General features: G+C 71.2%; 16 protein-coding genes. 6 read left to right on the top strand and 10 right to left on the bottom strand.

The features are described 5' to 3' along the window. Window positions 1-88 precede the first annotated feature (88 nt). From BLW57_RS16015 to BLW57_RS16005, 3 genes are all read left to right on the top strand, one after another. Window positions 89-328 (top strand): SCO4848 family membrane protein, encoded by a 240-nt coding sequence (locus tag BLW57_RS16015; protein WP_073888820.1) that lies wholly within the window; start codon window positions 89-91, stop codon window positions 326-328. A 16-nt stretch (window positions 329-344) separates the two neighbouring features. Further along, window positions 345-1625 (top strand): metallophosphoesterase, encoded by a 1281-nt coding sequence (locus tag BLW57_RS16010; RefSeq protein WP_093475294.1) that lies wholly within the window; start codon window positions 345-347, stop codon window positions 1623-1625. Between the two features lie 214 nt (window positions 1626-1839). After that, window positions 1840-3384, top strand: a complete 1545-nt coding sequence (locus BLW57_RS16005; protein WP_093475293.1) for an ABC transporter substrate-binding protein — start codon at window positions 1840-1842, stop codon at window positions 3382-3384. Between the two features lie 24 nt (window positions 3385-3408). On the opposite strand, the gene BLW57_RS16000 is transcribed toward BLW57_RS16005, so the two are convergent. From BLW57_RS16000 to BLW57_RS15960, 9 genes are all read right to left on the bottom strand, one after another. Further along, a complete protein-coding gene (locus BLW57_RS16000) occupies window positions 3409-4143 on the bottom strand; it encodes a TetR/AcrR family transcriptional regulator (RefSeq protein WP_093475291.1) in 735 nt (244 codons plus the stop codon). Between the two features lie 11 nt (window positions 4144-4154). Continuing rightward, window positions 4155-4676 carry a thiol-disulfide oxidoreductase DCC family protein gene (locus BLW57_RS15995; RefSeq protein ID WP_093480718.1) on the bottom strand — a complete coding sequence of 174 codons (522 nt, stop codon included), beginning with the start codon at window positions 4674-4676 and terminating at the stop codon, window positions 4155-4157. Between the two features lie 5 nt (window positions 4677-4681). Then, window positions 4682-5089, bottom strand: coding sequence for a hypothetical protein (locus BLW57_RS15990; protein ID WP_093475290.1), 408 nt, complete (start codon window positions 5087-5089; stop codon window positions 4682-4684). 117 nt (window positions 5090-5206) lie between these two features. Continuing rightward, a complete protein-coding gene (locus tag BLW57_RS15985) occupies window positions 5207-5617 on the bottom strand; it encodes a VOC family protein (protein ID WP_093475288.1) in 411 nt (136 codons plus the stop codon). Between the two features lie 296 nt (window positions 5618-5913). After that, the gene (locus BLW57_RS15980; RefSeq protein ID WP_073888834.1) at window positions 5914-6693 is read right to left on the bottom strand and encodes a succinate dehydrogenase iron-sulfur subunit; all 780 of its coding nucleotides are present in this window, start codon (window positions 6691-6693) and stop codon (window positions 5914-5916) included. Then, on the bottom strand, window positions 6693-8447 hold the full coding sequence (gene sdhA / locus BLW57_RS15975; protein WP_093475287.1) for a succinate dehydrogenase flavoprotein subunit: 1755 nt from the start codon (window positions 8445-8447) through the stop codon (window positions 6693-6695). Before sdhA ends, BLW57_RS15980 begins: the two co-directional genes overlap by 1 nt. Before the next feature lie 19 nt (window positions 8448-8466). Further along, window positions 8467-8949: a succinate dehydrogenase hydrophobic membrane anchor subunit gene (locus BLW57_RS15970; RefSeq protein WP_073888838.1), complete on the bottom strand. Its 483-nt coding sequence runs from the start codon at window positions 8947-8949 to the stop codon at window positions 8467-8469. 5 nt (window positions 8950-8954) lie between these two features. Then, window positions 8955-9335, bottom strand: a complete 381-nt coding sequence (gene sdhC / locus BLW57_RS15965) for a succinate dehydrogenase, cytochrome b556 subunit (protein WP_037856824.1) — start codon at window positions 9333-9335, stop codon at window positions 8955-8957. A gap of 191 nt (window positions 9336-9526) precedes the next feature. Next, a complete protein-coding gene (locus tag BLW57_RS15960; protein WP_093475285.1) occupies window positions 9527-10075 on the bottom strand; it encodes a 2-oxo-4-hydroxy-4-carboxy-5-ureidoimidazoline decarboxylase in 549 nt (182 codons plus the stop codon). Between the two features lie 154 nt (window positions 10076-10229). Here BLW57_RS15960 and BLW57_RS15955 point away from each other — a divergent pair, with 154 nt between their 5' ends. The 3 genes from BLW57_RS15955 to BLW57_RS15945 all read left to right on the top strand — a co-directional run bounded on the left by BLW57_RS15955 (window position 10230) and on the right by BLW57_RS15945 (window position 13132). Next, window positions 10230-11855: a beta-N-acetylhexosaminidase gene (locus BLW57_RS15955; protein WP_093475284.1), complete on the top strand. Its 1626-nt coding sequence runs from the start codon at window positions 10230-10232 to the stop codon at window positions 11853-11855. A 116-nt stretch (window positions 11856-11971) separates the two neighbouring features. After that, window positions 11972-12553 (top strand): hypothetical protein, encoded by a 582-nt coding sequence (locus tag BLW57_RS15950; protein ID WP_093475282.1) that lies wholly within the window; start codon window positions 11972-11974, stop codon window positions 12551-12553. Window positions 12554-12745: 192 nt separating this feature from the next. Next, a complete protein-coding gene (locus tag BLW57_RS15945) occupies window positions 12746-13132 on the top strand; it encodes a hypothetical protein (protein ID WP_093480717.1) in 387 nt (128 codons plus the stop codon). Between the two features lie 56 nt (window positions 13133-13188). Here BLW57_RS15945 and BLW57_RS15940 read toward each other — a convergent pair whose 3' ends face one another. Continuing rightward, window positions 13189-15903, bottom strand: coding sequence for an FG-GAP-like repeat-containing protein (locus BLW57_RS15940; RefSeq protein ID WP_093475281.1), 2715 nt, complete (start codon window positions 15901-15903; stop codon window positions 13189-13191). Window positions 15904-16143: the final 240 nt, after the last annotated feature.

Raw genomic sequence — 16143 nt, 5'->3', positions numbered from 1 at the left:
CGAGAACGTACCTGGAGCACTCCGTGAAGTCCCGCGTCCCGCCCCACCCCCGACACGGAACCGGAATCGCGACCGCGATACTGGAGACATGAAGCTCAGCCGCCCGGTCTCCTGGTTCCTGCTCGCCTTCGGGGTGTGGAGCTGGGTCATCTGGGTCACTTTCGTCAAGAACCTGGTCAAGGACGGCAGCGGACTCGCCTTCGACGACGGTCACCCGACCGCGTACTTCTGGGTGCACCTGCTGCTGGCGGTCGTCTCCTTCGTATTGGGGACGGTCGTCGGGGTCATCGGGTTGCGCGGACTGCGCGCACTGCGCCGGACGTCATAGCGGGGGACCGGTCGGGATGGTCGTCGTCTTCGCGCTCGTCGCCCTGGCCGTCCTGGCCGTCGTGGCGGTCCTGCACTGGTACGTGTGGCGGCGTCTGGTCCGCGACACCACGCGCGGCCCGGGCCCGGCCCGCCGCGCCGGCACGGCGGTGTTCGTCGCCGGCCCGGTTCTGATGGTCGCCGCCCTGGTCGCGGAGCGCTCCGGCGCGCCGTTCGGGTTCCAACGCGCCCTGGCCTGGCCCGGATTCCTGTGGCTGGCCCTCGCCCTGTACCTGCTGCTGGCGGTGGTGGCGGGCGAGGCCGTGCGACCCCTGCTGCGCCGGTTCCCGGCCCGGCGGCCCCGCGCCGCCGCCCCCGTACCGGAACCCGAGACCGTACCGGCGGGGGAGCCGGCGGACGGTCCGGGACCCGGCGCGCCGGCCCCTGCGAACGGACCCGGCCCCGACGCGCCGGAGCAGGCCGGGGCGCCCGGTGCCACCCGCCGCCTCTTCGTCTCCCGGGTCGTCGCCGGCGCCGCCGTCACCACCGCCGTCGCGACCGTCGGCCTCGGCACCCACGGGGTGCTGCGCGGCCCCCGGGTGAAGCGGGTCACCGTGCCGCTGGCCAGACTCCCGCGGGCCGCGCACGGCTTCCGGATCGCGGTCGCCAGCGATATCCACCTCGGCCCCGTCCTGGGCCGGAGCTTCGCGCAGCGGGTCGTCGACACGGTGAACGCGACCCAGCCGGACCTGATCGCGGTCGTCGGCGACCTGGTGGACGGCAGCGTCAAGGACCTCGGCCCGGCCGCCGCCCCCCTCGCCGGGCTCACCGCACGGCACGGCGCGTACTTCGTCACCGGCAACCACGAGTACTTCTCCGGTGCCGAGCAGTGGGTCGAGGAGGTCCGCACCCTCGGCCTGCACCCGCTGGAGAACGCCCGCGCCGAGCTGCCCCACTTCGACCTGGCCGGCGTGAACGACGTGCAGGGCGAGAGCGAGGGGCAGGGGCCGGACTTCGACAGGGCTCTCGACGGCCGGGACCCGGCACGCGCGTGCGTGCTGCTCGCCCACCAGCCGGTGCAGATCCACGAGGCGGTCCGGCACGGCGTCGACCTCCAGCTCTCCGGCCACACCCACGGCGGCCAGCTCTGGCCCGGCAGCCTGATCGCGGCCGCCGCCAACCCGACCGTCGCCGGACTCGACCGCTACGGCGACACCCAGCTGTACGTCAGCCGGGGCGCGGGCGCCTGGGGACCGCCCACCCGGGTGGGGGCGCCGTCGGACGTCACGGTGATCGAACTGGCCGCCGCACGCTCCTGACCGGGAGCGCCTCCCAGCCTGTGAAGGCGCTGTGAAACCCGGCGCAAACAACACCTCGGTAAGTTCTTGCCCATCCGGTCGGAAAGCCCTTCCCCAGGGCGAAACAGGTGTGATTAGGTGAGCCGCGCCGCTTAGGGGAGTGGCGCGATTTCGTGCTGACCAGGGGTAGGGCCTCGAGGGGCCTGGGGAGGGCACCACCATGCGATCTGTTCGCATGCGGATTCTCATGACGCTGCTCGTGCTCGCGGTCGTGGGAGTGGGTGGCTGGCAACTGCTGCCGTCGCAGGAGAACAAGAACAAGACCATCACCGTCGGGACGACGGACGCCGTCACGGCGCTCGACCCGGCCGGTGCCTACGACGCCGGTTCCTGGGCGTTGTTCAGCAATGTCTTCCAGACGCTGCTGACCTTCGAGCCCGGCGGGGTCGAGCCGGTACCGGACGCGGCGCAGAGCTGCGCGTTCCGGGGCAGCGGGCTGAAGACGTACCGGTGCACCCTGCGCGAGGGGATCAGCTTCCCGAGCGGGCGCGCGATGACGGCCGAGGACGTGAAGTTCTCCTTCGACCGGGTGAAGAAGATCAACTCGGACGTCGGACCGGCGTCCCTGTTCTCCACGCTCGGTTCGGTGACCGCCGACGGCGCGCGGACCGTCACCTTCCACCTGTCGTCCCCGGACGCCACGTTCCCGCTGAAGGTCGCCACCGGTGCCGGCTCGATCGTGGACAAGGAGAAGTACCCGGCGCGCGCCCTGCGCACCGGCGACTCGGTCGACGGCACGGGCCCGTACACGCTGACCGGATACGCCAAGGACCAGCGGGCCGACCTCGCGCCGAACACGCGCTACCAGGGCTACCTCGACGGCACAGGCCGCCCGATCGCGCTGCGCTACTACGCCGACTCCAAGAAGCTGGACGGCGCCTGGAAGGCCCGGCAGGTCGACGTCGCCACCCGGACGCTGTCACCGGACGTGCTCGCGGACCTGAACCCGAGCGACCCCAGAATGCGGGTCACCGAGTCGGACAGCGCCGAGACCCGCAACCTGTACCTCAACACCCGCGCAGGCTCCCCGCTGCACGACGCGCGGGTGCGCCGCGCGATGGCCTGGCTGGTCAACCGCGAGGAACTGGCGGCGACGGTCTACGAGGGCACCGTCGACCCGCTGTACTCGCTGATCCCGACCGGCATCACCGGCCACACCACGGCGTTCTTCGACGGCTACCCGAAGCAGAGCACCAAGAAGGCGCGCGCGCTGCTCACCCAGGCCGGGGTCACCCTGCCGGTGCGGTTCACCTTCGGCTACGGCATCGGGCGCGGCGCCGGCAAGGAGGAGGCCGCCTCGCTGAAGAAGCAGCTGGAGACGGGCGGCCTGTTCAAGGTGGACGTCAAGGGTTACGAGTGGACCGACTTCCAGAAGAGCTGGGCCGCGGGGAAGATGGACGCGTGGGCGGTCGGCTGGGTGGCCGACTATCCCGACCCGGACACCTTCGGCGCCGCGCTCGTCGGCACCGGCTCCACGATGGCCACCGGGTACAGCAACAAGGTGGTCGACCATCTCATCCTGGACAGCCAGCAGTTCGCCGACCGCAGCCGGGCCGCGAACGACTTCCGTGACATCCAGACCGACGTGGCCGAGGACGTGCCGCTGATCCCGCTCTGGCAGCGCAAGGAGTACGTGGTCAGCACCGAGGACGTCGGCGGTGGGCAGTACCTGGACGACGGCACGGGCGTGTTCCGGCTCTGGCGTCTGTCGTGGATCTGATCGGCCGGTCCCCGGCCGGGGCGGTCACTCGCCCCGGTCGCGGCCCGGGTCCGGCAGCACCTTCGTCATGCCCGGCAGGAAGTCCGTGAACAGCTCGTGCACCTCCAGGACGAGCGGGCGCAGGACGCGGAACCGGGCCAGGGCGACACCGCGCGCGGTCAGCCGGGCTCCGCGCCGGGCCAGCCGGTAGCTGCGCTCCCGCTCCTGCGTGCGGTCGAAGACCCAGTACAGGACGAGTCCCATCTGGGAGAGCCACATCAACTCGGGCAGGACGTCCCGCAGTTCGGGGGCGACCTTGGACCTGGAGCCGGCGAGCACCTCCCGGTGCACGCTGATGGCCTGCTCGCGGGCGTGCTCGCTCTCCGGGGAGAAGGGGCTGAGCGGGCTGTCGGGGTCGGCGGCGTTCTTGAAGAACTGCACGGCGAACTCGTGGTACGGCTTGGCGATGTCCAGCCACGCGGTCAGCACGCCGGCGAGCCGTGCCTCCAGGTCGGTCTCGCGGTCCAGGACCTCGCGTACCGCCTCCCGGTGCTCGGCGGCGATCCGGTCGTAGAACCCCTGGATCAGGTGTTCCTTGCCCTCGAAGTAGTAGTAGGCGTTGCCCACGGAGACCCCAGCCTCCGTGGCGATGGCCCGCATGGTCGTCTTGTCGTACCCGCGTTCCTGGAACAACCGCATCGCGGTCTCCAGGATCAGCGCACGGGTCTGCTCGGACTTGCTCTGGGGGCCGGCCTCGGGGCCGTCGTTCTTCGCGGGCACGAGAGAAGAGCCTAACGAGTCGTGCAGCCGCCGTCGGCGCAGGACGGCGGCTCGTAGGTCCAGCCGGTGTCCGGGCGGTAGACCCATCCGTCGCCGCGCCGGTACACCTGGTCTCCCCACTGTCCGCCGCGCGCCTGTCCCTGCCACTGGGCGCCGCGCCATTTCGCCGCCGCCAGCACCGCCCCGCGGGCCAGTACGGCGCCGGCCGGGGTGGACAGCCGGTGGGCGAGCGGCCGGTGTTCGCGCAGGGCCCACAGGACGACGATCCAGGCGCGGGAGCCCCGGTAGACCTGTCCGGAGTCGCCGACGACGGTGACCTCGTCGAGGGTGGCGGCGTGGTCGAGTCCGGGGAAGCGGGCGCGGGCCCCGGCCGAGCCCGCCGGCAGCAACTCCAGCGGGACCAGCTGCGGCTGACGCTCCAGCCAGCCGCGCAGATGGGTGCAGAGTGCGCACTCCGCGTCGTAGAGGACGGTGAGCCCGCGGACCGGGGTGCGCGCGGCACCCCGGCCCGGTGCGGCGGTCGTGGCGGTCATGCCGGTCACGCGCCGGCCGTCGGGGCGATCCACTCCTGCGGGGCGACCGGGGGCAGCTGCTCCCGGTCCATCACCCCGCGCCGGCGGATCCTGTTGAGCACGTACACGTTGCCCAGGTGCATCACGCCGAGCACCAGCAGGACCACGCCCAGCTTGGTCGACAGGGCCTCGAAGATGCCGCGGGTGTCCTCGATCGTCTCGTCGTCCCCGAGGTACAGCGCCACGAAGCCGAGGTTGACCAGGTAGAAGCCCACCACCAGGAGGTGGTTGACGGCGTCCGCGAGCTTCTCGTTGCCGCGCAGGACGTCGGCGAGGAAGACCCGGCCGTTGCGGCTGAGCGTGCGGGCCACCCAGACGGTCAGCGCGACGCTGACGACCAGGTAGATGACGTAGGCGATGACGGTGCGGTCCATGCCCCACCCCTTCTTGAACGCGTTCAAAACGCTGACAGGGATGACTCTAGCCCTGCTTTTGAACATGTTCAACTCAACCGGACGGTCGGCCGGGGCGGGCTCGGCGGGGGTGTGCGCTCAGGCCCTGCGGCCCAGCTCCGGGCGCTTGGTGTAGTCCGTGAGGCCGAGGATGTTGCCCCAGGGATCGGCGATCTCCACGGTCCAGCCGGTGGCTCCCTGGAACGCCTGGTCCAGGGGTTCGATGCCCGCGGCGGCCAGGTGCCGTGCCGCCGCGCGGGCGTCCGGCACCTCCAGCCACAGGCGCGGGGAGGCCCAGGGCGGCGTGCGGCAACTCAGCGCCTCCTCGGCGCGCAGCAGGATGCCGGGCGTCTCCCCGCCGACCCGCAGCAGGGCGATCCCGGCCTCGTCGAACCGGAACGCCACGGTGAATCCGGCCCGCTCGTAGAACCCGACGGCCTCGGCGAGGTCGCCGACGGGAAGCAGTACGTTGTCGAAACCGAGCAGTTCGTACGACTCTTCGTCTGACATGTCGTCAGATTAGAAGGCGTGCCGCACGGATGCGAGGAGCCCCACCGCGGATGTCCGGTGGGGCTCGGCAGGGGGCCCGGGTGGCTCTCTCGCGTCAGCCGCGGGGGCACGGTCTCCCCCGGGGCTCAGGGACGGTGGTGTTCGTACGTGTCTCACGCCGGGTCGGTGAGGACGTGTACGCGCCGGCGCTCGCGGTCGACGATCACATAGCGGCACCTCGGCCTGGCTGGGGCATGTGCCGGAGGGCCCCGCCTCCAGGAGGAGACGGGGCCCTCGAAGCGAGTCGATCCCGGGGATCAGTAGCGGCGCGTGATCAGCGCGCGCTTGACCTCCTGGATCGCCTTAGTGACCTCGATACCGCGCGGGCAGGCGTCCGTGCAGTTGAACGTCGTGCGGCAGCGCCACACGCCGTCGCGGTCGTTGAGGATCTCCAGGCGCTGCTCGCCCGCCTCGTCACGGCTGTCGAAGATGAAGCGGTGGGCGTTCACGATCGCGGCCGGACCGAAGTACTGGCCGTCGTTCCAGAACACCGGGCAGGAGGAGGTGCAGGCCGCGCAGAGGATGCACTTCGTCGTGTCGTCGAAGCGCTCGCGGTCCTCGGCGGACTGCAGACGCTCACGCGTCGGCTCGTTCGTCTCCTTGGTGATCAGGAACGGCATGACGTCCCGGTACGCCTGGAAGAACGGCTCCATGTCCACGACCAGGTCCTTCAGGACCGTGAGGCCCTTTATGGGCTCGACCGTGATCGGCTTCTCGGGGTTGATGTCCTTGATCAGCGTCTTGCAGGCCAGACGGTTCTTGCCGTTGATCCGCATCGCGTCCGAGCCGCAGATGCCGTGCGCGCACGAGCGGCGGAAGGTGAGGGTGCCGTCGACGTCCCACTTGATCTTGTGGAGGCCGTCGAGGACGCGCTCCTTCGGGTCGATCTCCAGCTGGAAGTCTTCCCAGACGGCCTCCGCCGAGACCTCCGGGTTGAACCGGCGGATCCGGAAGGTGACCGTGATGTAGGGGGAGTCGGCGAATCCGGGCTCGGGGCGGCCGGCCGCCTCTTCCTTGTCCAGAACGGGGGTTGCCATCAGTACTTACGCTCCATCGGCTGGTAGCGGGTCTGGACGACCGGCTTGTAGTCGAGACGGACGGTTTCCGAACCGTCGGCGCCGACCTCGCGGTACGCCATGGTGTGCCGCATGAAGTTGACGTCGTCGCGGTTCGGGTAGTCCTCGCGGTAGTGACCGCCGCGGGACTCCTTGCGGGCCAGGGCCGAGACGGCCATGACCTCGGCCAGGTCGAGCAGGTTGCCCAGCTCGATCGCCTCGAGGAGGTCCGTGTTGAACCGCTTGCCCTTGTCCTGGATCGCCACGTTCTTGTAGCGCTCACGCAGCTCGGCGATCTTCTCGACCGCCGTCTTGATCGTCTGCTCGGTGCGGAACACCATGACGTTGGCGTCCATGGTCTCCTGCAGCTCGCGGCGCAGGGTCGCCACCCGCTCGTTGCCGGTGGAGGTGCGCAGCCGCTCGATCTGCTCGACGACCAGGGACTCCGGGTTCTCCGGCAGCTCCACGAAGTCCGCCGTGTGGGCGTACTCGGCGGCGGCGATGCCGGCGCGGCGGCCGAAGACGTTGATGTCCAGCAGCGAGTTGGTGCCGAGGCGGTTGGCGCCGTGCACCGACACGCAGGCGACCTCGCCGGCCGCGTACAGACCCGGGACGACGGTGGTGTTGTCCGCCAGGACCTCACCCTCGACGTTCGTCGGGATGCCGCCCATCGCGTAGTGCGCGGTCGGCTGGATCGGGATCGGGTCCGTGTAGGGCTCGATGCCGAGGTACGTACGCGCGAACTCGGTGATGTCCGGGAGCTTGGCGTCCAGCTGCTCCGGCGGCAGGTGGGTCAGGTCCAGGTAGACGTGGTCGCCCTCGGGACCGCAGCCGCGGCCCTCGCGGATCTCCGTGTAGATGGAGCGGGAGACGACGTCGCGGGAGGCGAGGTCCTTCATGACGGGCGCGTACTTCTCCATGAAGCGCTCGCCGTCCTTGTTGCGGAGGATGCCGCCCTCACCGCGCGCACCCTCGGTGAGGAGGATGCCCATGCGCCAGATGCCGGTCGGGTGGAACTGGAAGAACTCCATGTCCTCCAGCGGCAGGCCCCGGCGGTAGACGGCGGCCTGGCCGTCACCGGTGAGGGTGTGCGCGTTGGAGGTCACCTTGAAGAACTTGCCGGTGCCGCCGGAGGCGTAGATCACGGACTTCGCCTGGAAGACGTGGATCTCACCGGTGGCCAGCTCGTACGCCACGACACCGGCCGACTTCTTGACGCCGTCGACCTCGGTCATCAGCTGGTCGAGGACGTAGAACTCGTTGAAGAACTCCACGCCCTCCTTGACGCAGTTCTGGTACAGCGTCTGGAGGATCATGTGGCCGGTGCGGTCCGCGGCGTAGCAGGACCGGCGGACCGGGGCCTCGCCGTGGTTGCGGGAGTGACCGCCGAAGCGGCGCTGGTCGATGGTGCCGTTCGGGGTCCGGTTGAACGGCAGGCCCATCTTCTCCAGGTCGAGGACGGCGTCGATGGCCTCCTTCGCCAGGATCTCCGCGGCGTCCTGGTCGACCAGGTAGTCACCGCCCTTGACCGTGTCGAAGGTGTGCCACTCCCAGTTGTCCTCCTCCACGTTGGCCAGCGCGGCGGCCATGCCGCCCTGCGCGGCGCCCGTGTGGGAGCGGGTGGGGTAGAGCTTGGTCAGGACCGCGGTGCGGCTGCGCTTCGTCGACTCGATGGCCGCGCGCATGCCGGCGCCGCCGGCGCCGACGATGACGGTGTCGTACTTGTGGATCTTCATGATTCTCGCAGCCCCGTGCCTAGCGGATGTTCGGGTCGAAGGTGAAGATCACCAGCGTGCCCAGCAGGATGGTGAACACCGTGGCGGTGTAGAGCAGGCCCTTGAGCCACAGCCGGCTGTTCGGCCGCTCGGCGTAGTCGTTGATGACCGTCCGCAGGCCGTTGGCGCCGTGCAGCATGGCCAGCCACAGCATCAGCAGGTCCCAGACCTGCCAGAACGGGGACGCCCAGCGGCCGGCCACGAAGGCGAAGCCGATCTTGGAGACCCCGCCGTCCAGCACGAGCTGGATCAGCAGGTGGCCGATGACGAGGACGACCAGCACGACGCCGGACAGGCGCATGAAGAGCCACGCGGCCAGCTCGAAGTTGCCCCGGGTCGACTTGGGGGACTTCTTGGTGCGCTTGCGCGGCGCCTCGATCAGCGGGGCCGGGTTGTCGACGGTGTAGACGGGGGCGCCCTCGACGGGGCCGACTCCGGACGCGGGGGTTTCAGTCGTGGACATCGGCGTCAGCTCCCAAAGAGAACACGGGCGGCGTGGCCGAGGACGGGGTAGATCGCCCCGGCCATCAGCACGATCCAGACACCCATCACGGTCCAGAACATCTGCTTCTGGTAGCGCGGGCCCTTCGACCAGAAGTCGACGGCGATGACGCGCAGGCCGTTGAGCGCGTGGAAGAGGATTGCGGCGACGAGGCCGTACTCCAGCAGCGCGACGATCGGCGTCTTGTACGTGGCTACGACCTTGTCGTAGTCCTCTGGGGAGACACGCACGAGAGCGGTGTCCAGCACGTGAACGAACAGGAAGAAGAAGATGAGGACGCCGGTGACTCGGTGAGCCACCCAGGACCACATTCCTTCCCGGCCGCGGTACAGCGTTCCAGCCGGCACGGAAGAACCCTCCGGGAGCGGGGACTAGGGCCGCGCCGGCTTCACTGTCGGTCGGGCCCGGCCGGGTACGGTCCACCGGCCCCCAGCATCGTAGCGATGCGTCGCGCCGTGCCTGACGGGGGGCCTACCGGTGTGATCAAAGTGGCACGCGGTTGGGCTAGCGGGGGCCACCGCCGGGGTGGGTTCTTGCGCTATTTGCCGGGTGAGGGGGCATTTGAGCTGGTCGCGCAGTTGCGCGCGGCCCTGAGCAGGAGCAGCAGCCGTTCCCGTGCGAGGCGCCGGAGCTCCTCGGCCGCTATGACCCGCTCCTCCTCCGGATCGTTCGCCAATCGTGACCGGATGCCCTGGAGGATGTGGTCGAGGGCCTCCTCCGGCGGCACATCACCCAGGGAGATGACGAACGCGTGTCCGAATCTGGCCTCGTAGGCCGCGTGGGCCGCGCTCAGGGCCATGTGGGCCGCCGAGTAGGTGTCCTCGGGGAGCTCCGGGAGCGACTCGCCGGCCAGGGCCTCCGCCAGGTCGGCCGGGGAGAGGTCGTACGCCGCCTCGTCCGCCGCGGCCAGCAGGGCCTCCACGTCGGGATAGGGGCGGTGGTCCGCGATCCGGTGGGACCAGCGCAGGCTGTCCAGGCAGTGCAGCAGAAGCGCGCGCGCCTCGGCGCCCGACGCCGTGTTGAAGGCGTCGAGGGGTTTGGGGAGATACGGAAGGTGGTGGGCGGGCAGCGTAGGTCCTCGCGTCACATGTGGTGTGGCAGGGGATGCTGTGAAATGTGTGTCGTCAGGTTATCGAGAGTGGTCACTGTGTGTCCGTGTGATACCTGAATTTCACCCGGACGGGAGAGTTTCGGAGCGCCCGGGTGACGAACGGGGCGGCGATCGGCCGTACGTTGGCAGGGTGACCCAGCACAGGCGCCGGGGGCCGGCGAGGCAAGTGATACGGAAGCGGGCGGTGGTCGCCGCCGCGGTGGTCGGTACGGTCGCGCTCGGCACGGGCGTGGGCGTGTGGGCGGCGACCGACGGCGAGCCGGCCGGGCGGGACGCCGCCGCGTCCGGCGCGGCGGCCACCCCGTCGGCGAGTCCGAAGCCCAGCCGCTCCTATCCGATGTCCGAGGCGCCGCGCACCATCCCCGCCGTGCGCTCCCACACGCCGGCGCGGGGCCCGGGCTGGAAACCCCGGCACGGCGAGCGGGTGGTCGTCGGCGACGCCGCGCTGGCCGACGAGGGGCGCCTGATAGCCGGCGAGCTGGGGCTCGCCTACGCGGGGGAAAAGGACGACGTACGGGCCGGTGACGTGCGGCTCGCGCTCGGCGGCGGGGGCGGGAACCAGGAGTCGTACGCGATGACCGTCCGCGGCGGGCGGGTCGAGATCAGCGGGCCGGGCGAGGCGGGGGTCTTCTACGGCACCCGCACCCTGAAGCAGGAGGTCCACGGCGGCGGCACGGCACCGGAGGGCGTCGTCCGCGACGAGCCCGCCAAGCCGCGGCGCGGGTTCATGGTGGACATCGCGCGCAAGCCGTACAGCGCCGCGTGGATCGAGGACCGGATACGCGAGCTCGGCGACCTGAAGTACAACGAGCTGGGGCTGCACTTCTCCGACGACCAGGCCTTCCGGATCGAGTCCGCCAGCCACCCCGAGATCGTCTCCCAGGACCACCTGACCAAGGCGCAGGTCAAGAAGATCGTGGACCTGGCGAACAGCCGGCACATCACCGTCGTCCCCGAGATCGACTCACCGGGGCACCTGGGCGCCGTCCTCAAGGCCCACCCCGAACTGCAGCTGCGCAACGCGAGCGGGGTGCCGACCAGAGGCGCGATCGACATCTCCGAGCCGGGCTCCGCGAAGCTCGTCGACGATCTGCTGAACGAGTACGCGGGGCTCTTCCCCGGCGGCCAGTGGCACCTCGGCGGCGACGAGTACCAGGCGCTGACCGTGAAGGACCCGCAGGCCTCGTATCCGCAGCTGGCCGCCGCCGCCCGGAAGGCCTACGGCTCCGGCGGCACCGTCGCCGACCTCGCCACCGGCTGGCTCAACGACCGCGCCGACACCGTCCGGGCCCACGACCGGACCATGCGGGCGTGGAACGACGGCTTCTACCGCGGCACCTCCGTGCAGCCGGCCAAGGACCTCCAGGTCGCCTACTGGACCGGCAAGGAGATCGGGGCACGGCAGCCGGTGGAGTACCTGAGCGCGGGACGCAAGGTGCTCAACTACAACGACGAGTACCTCTACTACGTGCTCGGGCAGCCGCAGACCTTCGTGTACCCGACGGGACAGCGCATCTACGAGCAGTGGAACCCGCGGGTGCTGCGCGGCACGACCGCCGTGCCGGCGCGCTACGACGGCCAGATCCTCGGCGGTTCGCTGGCGGTGTGGAGCGACTTCCCCGGTGCGCAGAGCGAGGGACAGGTCGCCGCCGGCATCCGGATGCCCCTGCGGGCCACGATCCAGAAGCTGTGGGACCCGGGCAGGCCGGCCCTGTCCTGGGCCGGGTTCAAGAAGCTGGCGGACGGGCTGGGCTGAGGCGCCTCGTCCTGTTCTTGGCCGAAAACCTCCTCCTGTGACACTCCCGCGCCGTCGCACGCAGTAAGGGGAAGTGCGGGCTCCGTACCGGATGGGCCCTGGCGAGGGAGGCTTTCATGAGCCTGGTGGAACTGATCGCACAGGCCGACGAACGCGGCCTGGCGGCCAGCGGTCTGGCCAGTTTGGATCGGTGTCTGCCGCTGCTCGGCGGCGACGACGAGCTGCTGCGCCCGCTGTGGGCGAGCCTCGCCGACGGGTCCGACTGGGGGAGCGGCCTGGAGAAGGCCCGCGACGCGCTCGGTTCCGCACGGCCCGACGGGGACGGCGAGACCGGCGAGGCCGGGCGGCTCGCCCGCCGGATGCTGGACGCGGCCCCCGCCGAACGCACCGCCGACGCGGTCCGCGCCTGGGCCGACGCCTGCTCGGTCGCCTCCCTGCGCATCCACCGGCTCCTCGACCCCGCCGCGGAGGACGCCTGCGGCGACGACGGCCTGGACGCCGGGCGCGCGGGGGAGACGGACGATCTGCCACCGCTCGTCGCCGCGGAGCTGCGCCGCCAGGTCACCGTCCTGGAACTCCTCGCCGGCCACGGCCCGCAGGGGCTGCGCCGCGCGCTGGACATCTCGGTCGAGGGACGCCGGGTCCTGCGCGCGGTGGTCTCCCGCCGGGCCAGGGGTACCGTCCTGCCGGGCGCGTGAGTCCGCCGACGAAAACGGATCCCGTCACTCCGGCCGTCGGCGTCTCCGGCGTCCCGGACCTGCTGGACCGGCCGATCGTGTGTCAGCCGTGCGGCGGACGTGGGGCGGTCCTGCGACGGTCGGTGAAGCATCGCCGGTCGCGGTGACGGATGCCACCCCCGGCTCGCTCTTCCTTATGTGACAGCCCAGTACCTGACAGCACAGCAGGAGACCAGGCCGCACGCCGCGGCGAAGCCCGTGCGGTGGGCGGCGGACACGGTCGCGACCATGCGCGAGGGTGCGCGGGTGCGGCTCGACTACTCGGCGCAGAGCCTGTGGCGGGTGGACCGGATGATCGAGGAGATACGCCGTGAGGGACCGCCGTACGCCGCGGTGGAGAACGTGCTGCGTGGCTTCGGTGCCTACGCGGGCGAGGTGATCGTCCGGCAGACCGGTGCCGAGTGGTGGGCGACCGGTGGCGAGCACTGGGTGCGCACCCCGGACGGCCGGCTGTGGGACCCGGTGGACGAGGCCCGGCGCTGCTTCGACGGGCACGGCTCGCTGCGTCTGCTGTGCCGGGACGCGACCGCCCTCGGCTGAGCCGTCCGGCCGGGGCCCCTCGCCCGAGGGGCCCCGGCCGGACGGCGTCCCCGTGACTACGGCGCCAGGTTCGCCCCGAGGGCCGCGCCCGTCGCGGTACCTAGCGCCGACCTGCTGAACACGGTCGTCTGCGTGTACCCGAGACCGGTGCTGCCGCTCGGCAGGTGCATCAGGATGCCGTCGGCGCCGTCCTCACCGGCCGCGCCGAACGCGAGGTCGGCCCGCCCGTAGCCGGACAGGTCGGTCAGCGACACCGAGGAGCCGAGACGGTCGCCGCTCTCGGTGGAACCGGGGACACCCGCGGTGTCCTGGGAGACCGCGACCGCGCCGGAGCCGGTGAGTCCGGTGGCGCCGCCCTTGAGGAGCAGCACCGAGCCGGCGTCGGAGCGGTTCACCCCGCCGCGCGTGATGCCCTCACCGGGCAGACCGGTCAGCACGTCGGGGTAGCCGTCGCCGTCGAAGTCGCCGGCGGAGACCGAGGCGCCCATGGCGTCGCCGGACTCGGCGGCCCCGGGCACCCCGCCGCTGTCCTGGTGGAGGGTCTTGGCACCGGTGGTGGTGAAGCCGGTGGAGGTGCCCCGGAGCATGGTCACCTGCCCACCCTTGTAGGCGCCGGACTCGGCGGTGTACGGCTGGCCGATCACCAGGTCGTCGTAGCCGTCGGTGTCGAAGTCGGCCGAGGTGACGGAGCGGCCGCCCTTGACGCTGAGCACACCGGCCATGGTCAGCCCCTTCGCCGAGCCGGCGAACCGGACCACGCGCGAGATACCGCCGCCGTCCCGGTAGTTGAGGACGACGTCGGCGTATCCGTCCCGGTTGAAGTCACCCGTCGCCGCGTCCAGGTAGGCGAGGGAACCGGTGGCGGTGGTCAGCGTGCCGGAGGTGGTGGCGCCGGCCGCCGGCCGGGCGTTCCAGTTGCCGCCCTTGCCGGTGCCGGCCGAGAACACGTCGGCCCTGCCGTCGGCGTCGAAGTCACCGACCGCGACCGTGGAGCCGAGCCTGGCGCCGGCCGCGGTGACGCTGCCCGAGGTGGTGTACGAGAACCCCTTGGTGAACGCCGGGCCGTACATGACCGTTACCTGGCCCCGGTCGGCGTGGCCGGTGGTGTCGTCCTCGCCGGGGGAGCCGATCGTGACGTCGGCGTAGCCGTCGCCGTTGACGTCGCCCCAGGCCGTCGCGGTGCCGAAGGCGTCCCCGGACTCGGAGGAGCCGGGCACGCCCGGGCTGCTCTGGGTGAGCGTCACCTTCCGGGAGGTCACGGGGCCGTCCACGCCCCCCGGCAGGATCGTCACCGAGTTGCCCTTCGGGGTGCCCGCGACCAGGTCGGGCAGCCCGTCGCGGTCGAAGTCCGCGGTGGGCAGGGCGTGCGAGACGCCCGGCGTCCTCGCGAGCGTCGCGATGAGGGGCAGCTTCTTGTAGAGGTTGTCGCCGGGGCACGCGGTGGAGTTGGTGTCCCGGTGGCCGAAGACGCGGGGCAGCGTGATCTGCTGGTCCTTGTCGACGAGGTTGCCGTCCTGGCCCTTGGCGCTGCCGGAGGTCAGGGTGACCTTGCCTGCCGGGTCGATCCCGTACATGCCGAACTTCCAGGCCACGATCCGGGCGATCGAGTCGAGGGCGGCCCGCGAGGGGTGCGCGGTCATGTAGTTGCCGATGGAGGAGATGCCGACCGTGTTCGTGTTGAACCCGATGTCGTGCGCGCCCACCACCGGCAGGTCCATGCCGCCGCTGCGGCCCTCGAAGATCTGACCGCAGCGGTCGACGACGAAGTTGTAGCCGATGTCGAAGTAGCCGCGGGCGAAGTGCTCCTGCTGGATGGTGCGCATCCGGGCCCGCGAGTCGGCGCACGACAGCTTGTTGTCGCCGTCCACGCCGGTGTGGTGGACGACGGCCGCCTTGATCTCGGTGCCGTAGCCGGGCGTGCCGTCGTAGTCCGTCGAGGCGCCCCACTCGGCCTGGCTGACGATCGGCGGCTTGGCGACCGTGGAGGGCAGCGGCGTCGGGACCGTGCTGGACGGGCTGGGGGTGTCCGACGGCGAGCCGGGCGCGGAGGAACTGTCGGACACCGAGGGGGAGGCGGAGGCCGACTCGGGCGCGGAGGCCGACTCCGATGCCGACTCCGATGCCGATTCGGAGGCCGACGCCGGGTCGGACGGTGACGCGGTGTCGGACGGTGACGCGGTGTCGGTCGCGGCCGGTGCCGTCGTCCCCTCGGCGTAGGCGGCCGGTTCCGGGCCGCCCGCGGGATCGGTGCCGGGGTCCAGCAGCCTGACGTCCATGCCGGCAGGCTGGCCCGCCGCCTCGGTGCCGTCGGACTTCACCAGGCGCACCTGGACGCCGTCGGAGTCACCGGTCCACAGCGAGGCCGTGCCGCCCCGCACGTCCCCGGCGCGTTCGGCCTCCGCACCGTCGGCCTGGTACGGGTCGTCCGGCAGCTTCCGCCACCCGGACCACGTGCCGTTCTCCCGGTCCCGGGTTCGCACCTCCGGCGTGCCCTTGGCGTCGGTGTCGGCGTCGTTCCAGGTCAGCAGCAGCGCGCTGAACCGGTCGGTGCCCTTGCGGCCCAGCCCGATGCGGCCCGCGCCCCGGTTCTCCAGCTTCAGCGTGTGGATGGACGGCCGACGGCTCTGCCCCTTGCCGTCGGACTGCGCCGGCGGGTCGGCCATCGCGTAGCTGACGATGCCCGCACCGCTCAGCACGACCGCCCCGGCCGTCAGCCACGCCCGTCTCCTCAGACCGAGCGGTTTGTACGCACGGGTCCTGCGAGGACTCACTAACCCACCCCTAGACGATGTTTCACGACAGCACCACCTGTCACAGGTGCCACCTACATAGCGCTCGGCCCCGATCGAACGTCACCTGCCCGCACACCCGTGACGCCTCGCACCCGGCATCCGCTTGGTCAACGAGGGGGTCGGCGATCCGTGTTCACCCCCGGAGGCGACCGGAGGAGAATCCGACCGTGACCGAGGCGGGTGAACGGGCGCCGTGCGCGCGGGAGACGGGGCACTTCG

It is taken from the genome of Streptomyces sp. 1222.5 (assembly GCF_900105245.1).
Classification (GTDB): domain Bacteria; phylum Actinomycetota; class Actinomycetes; order Streptomycetales; family Streptomycetaceae; genus Streptomyces; species Streptomyces albidocamelliae.
The sequence above is the reverse complement of the archived record's forward strand: the minus strand, read 5'-3'. Positions and strand labels throughout refer to the sequence as shown.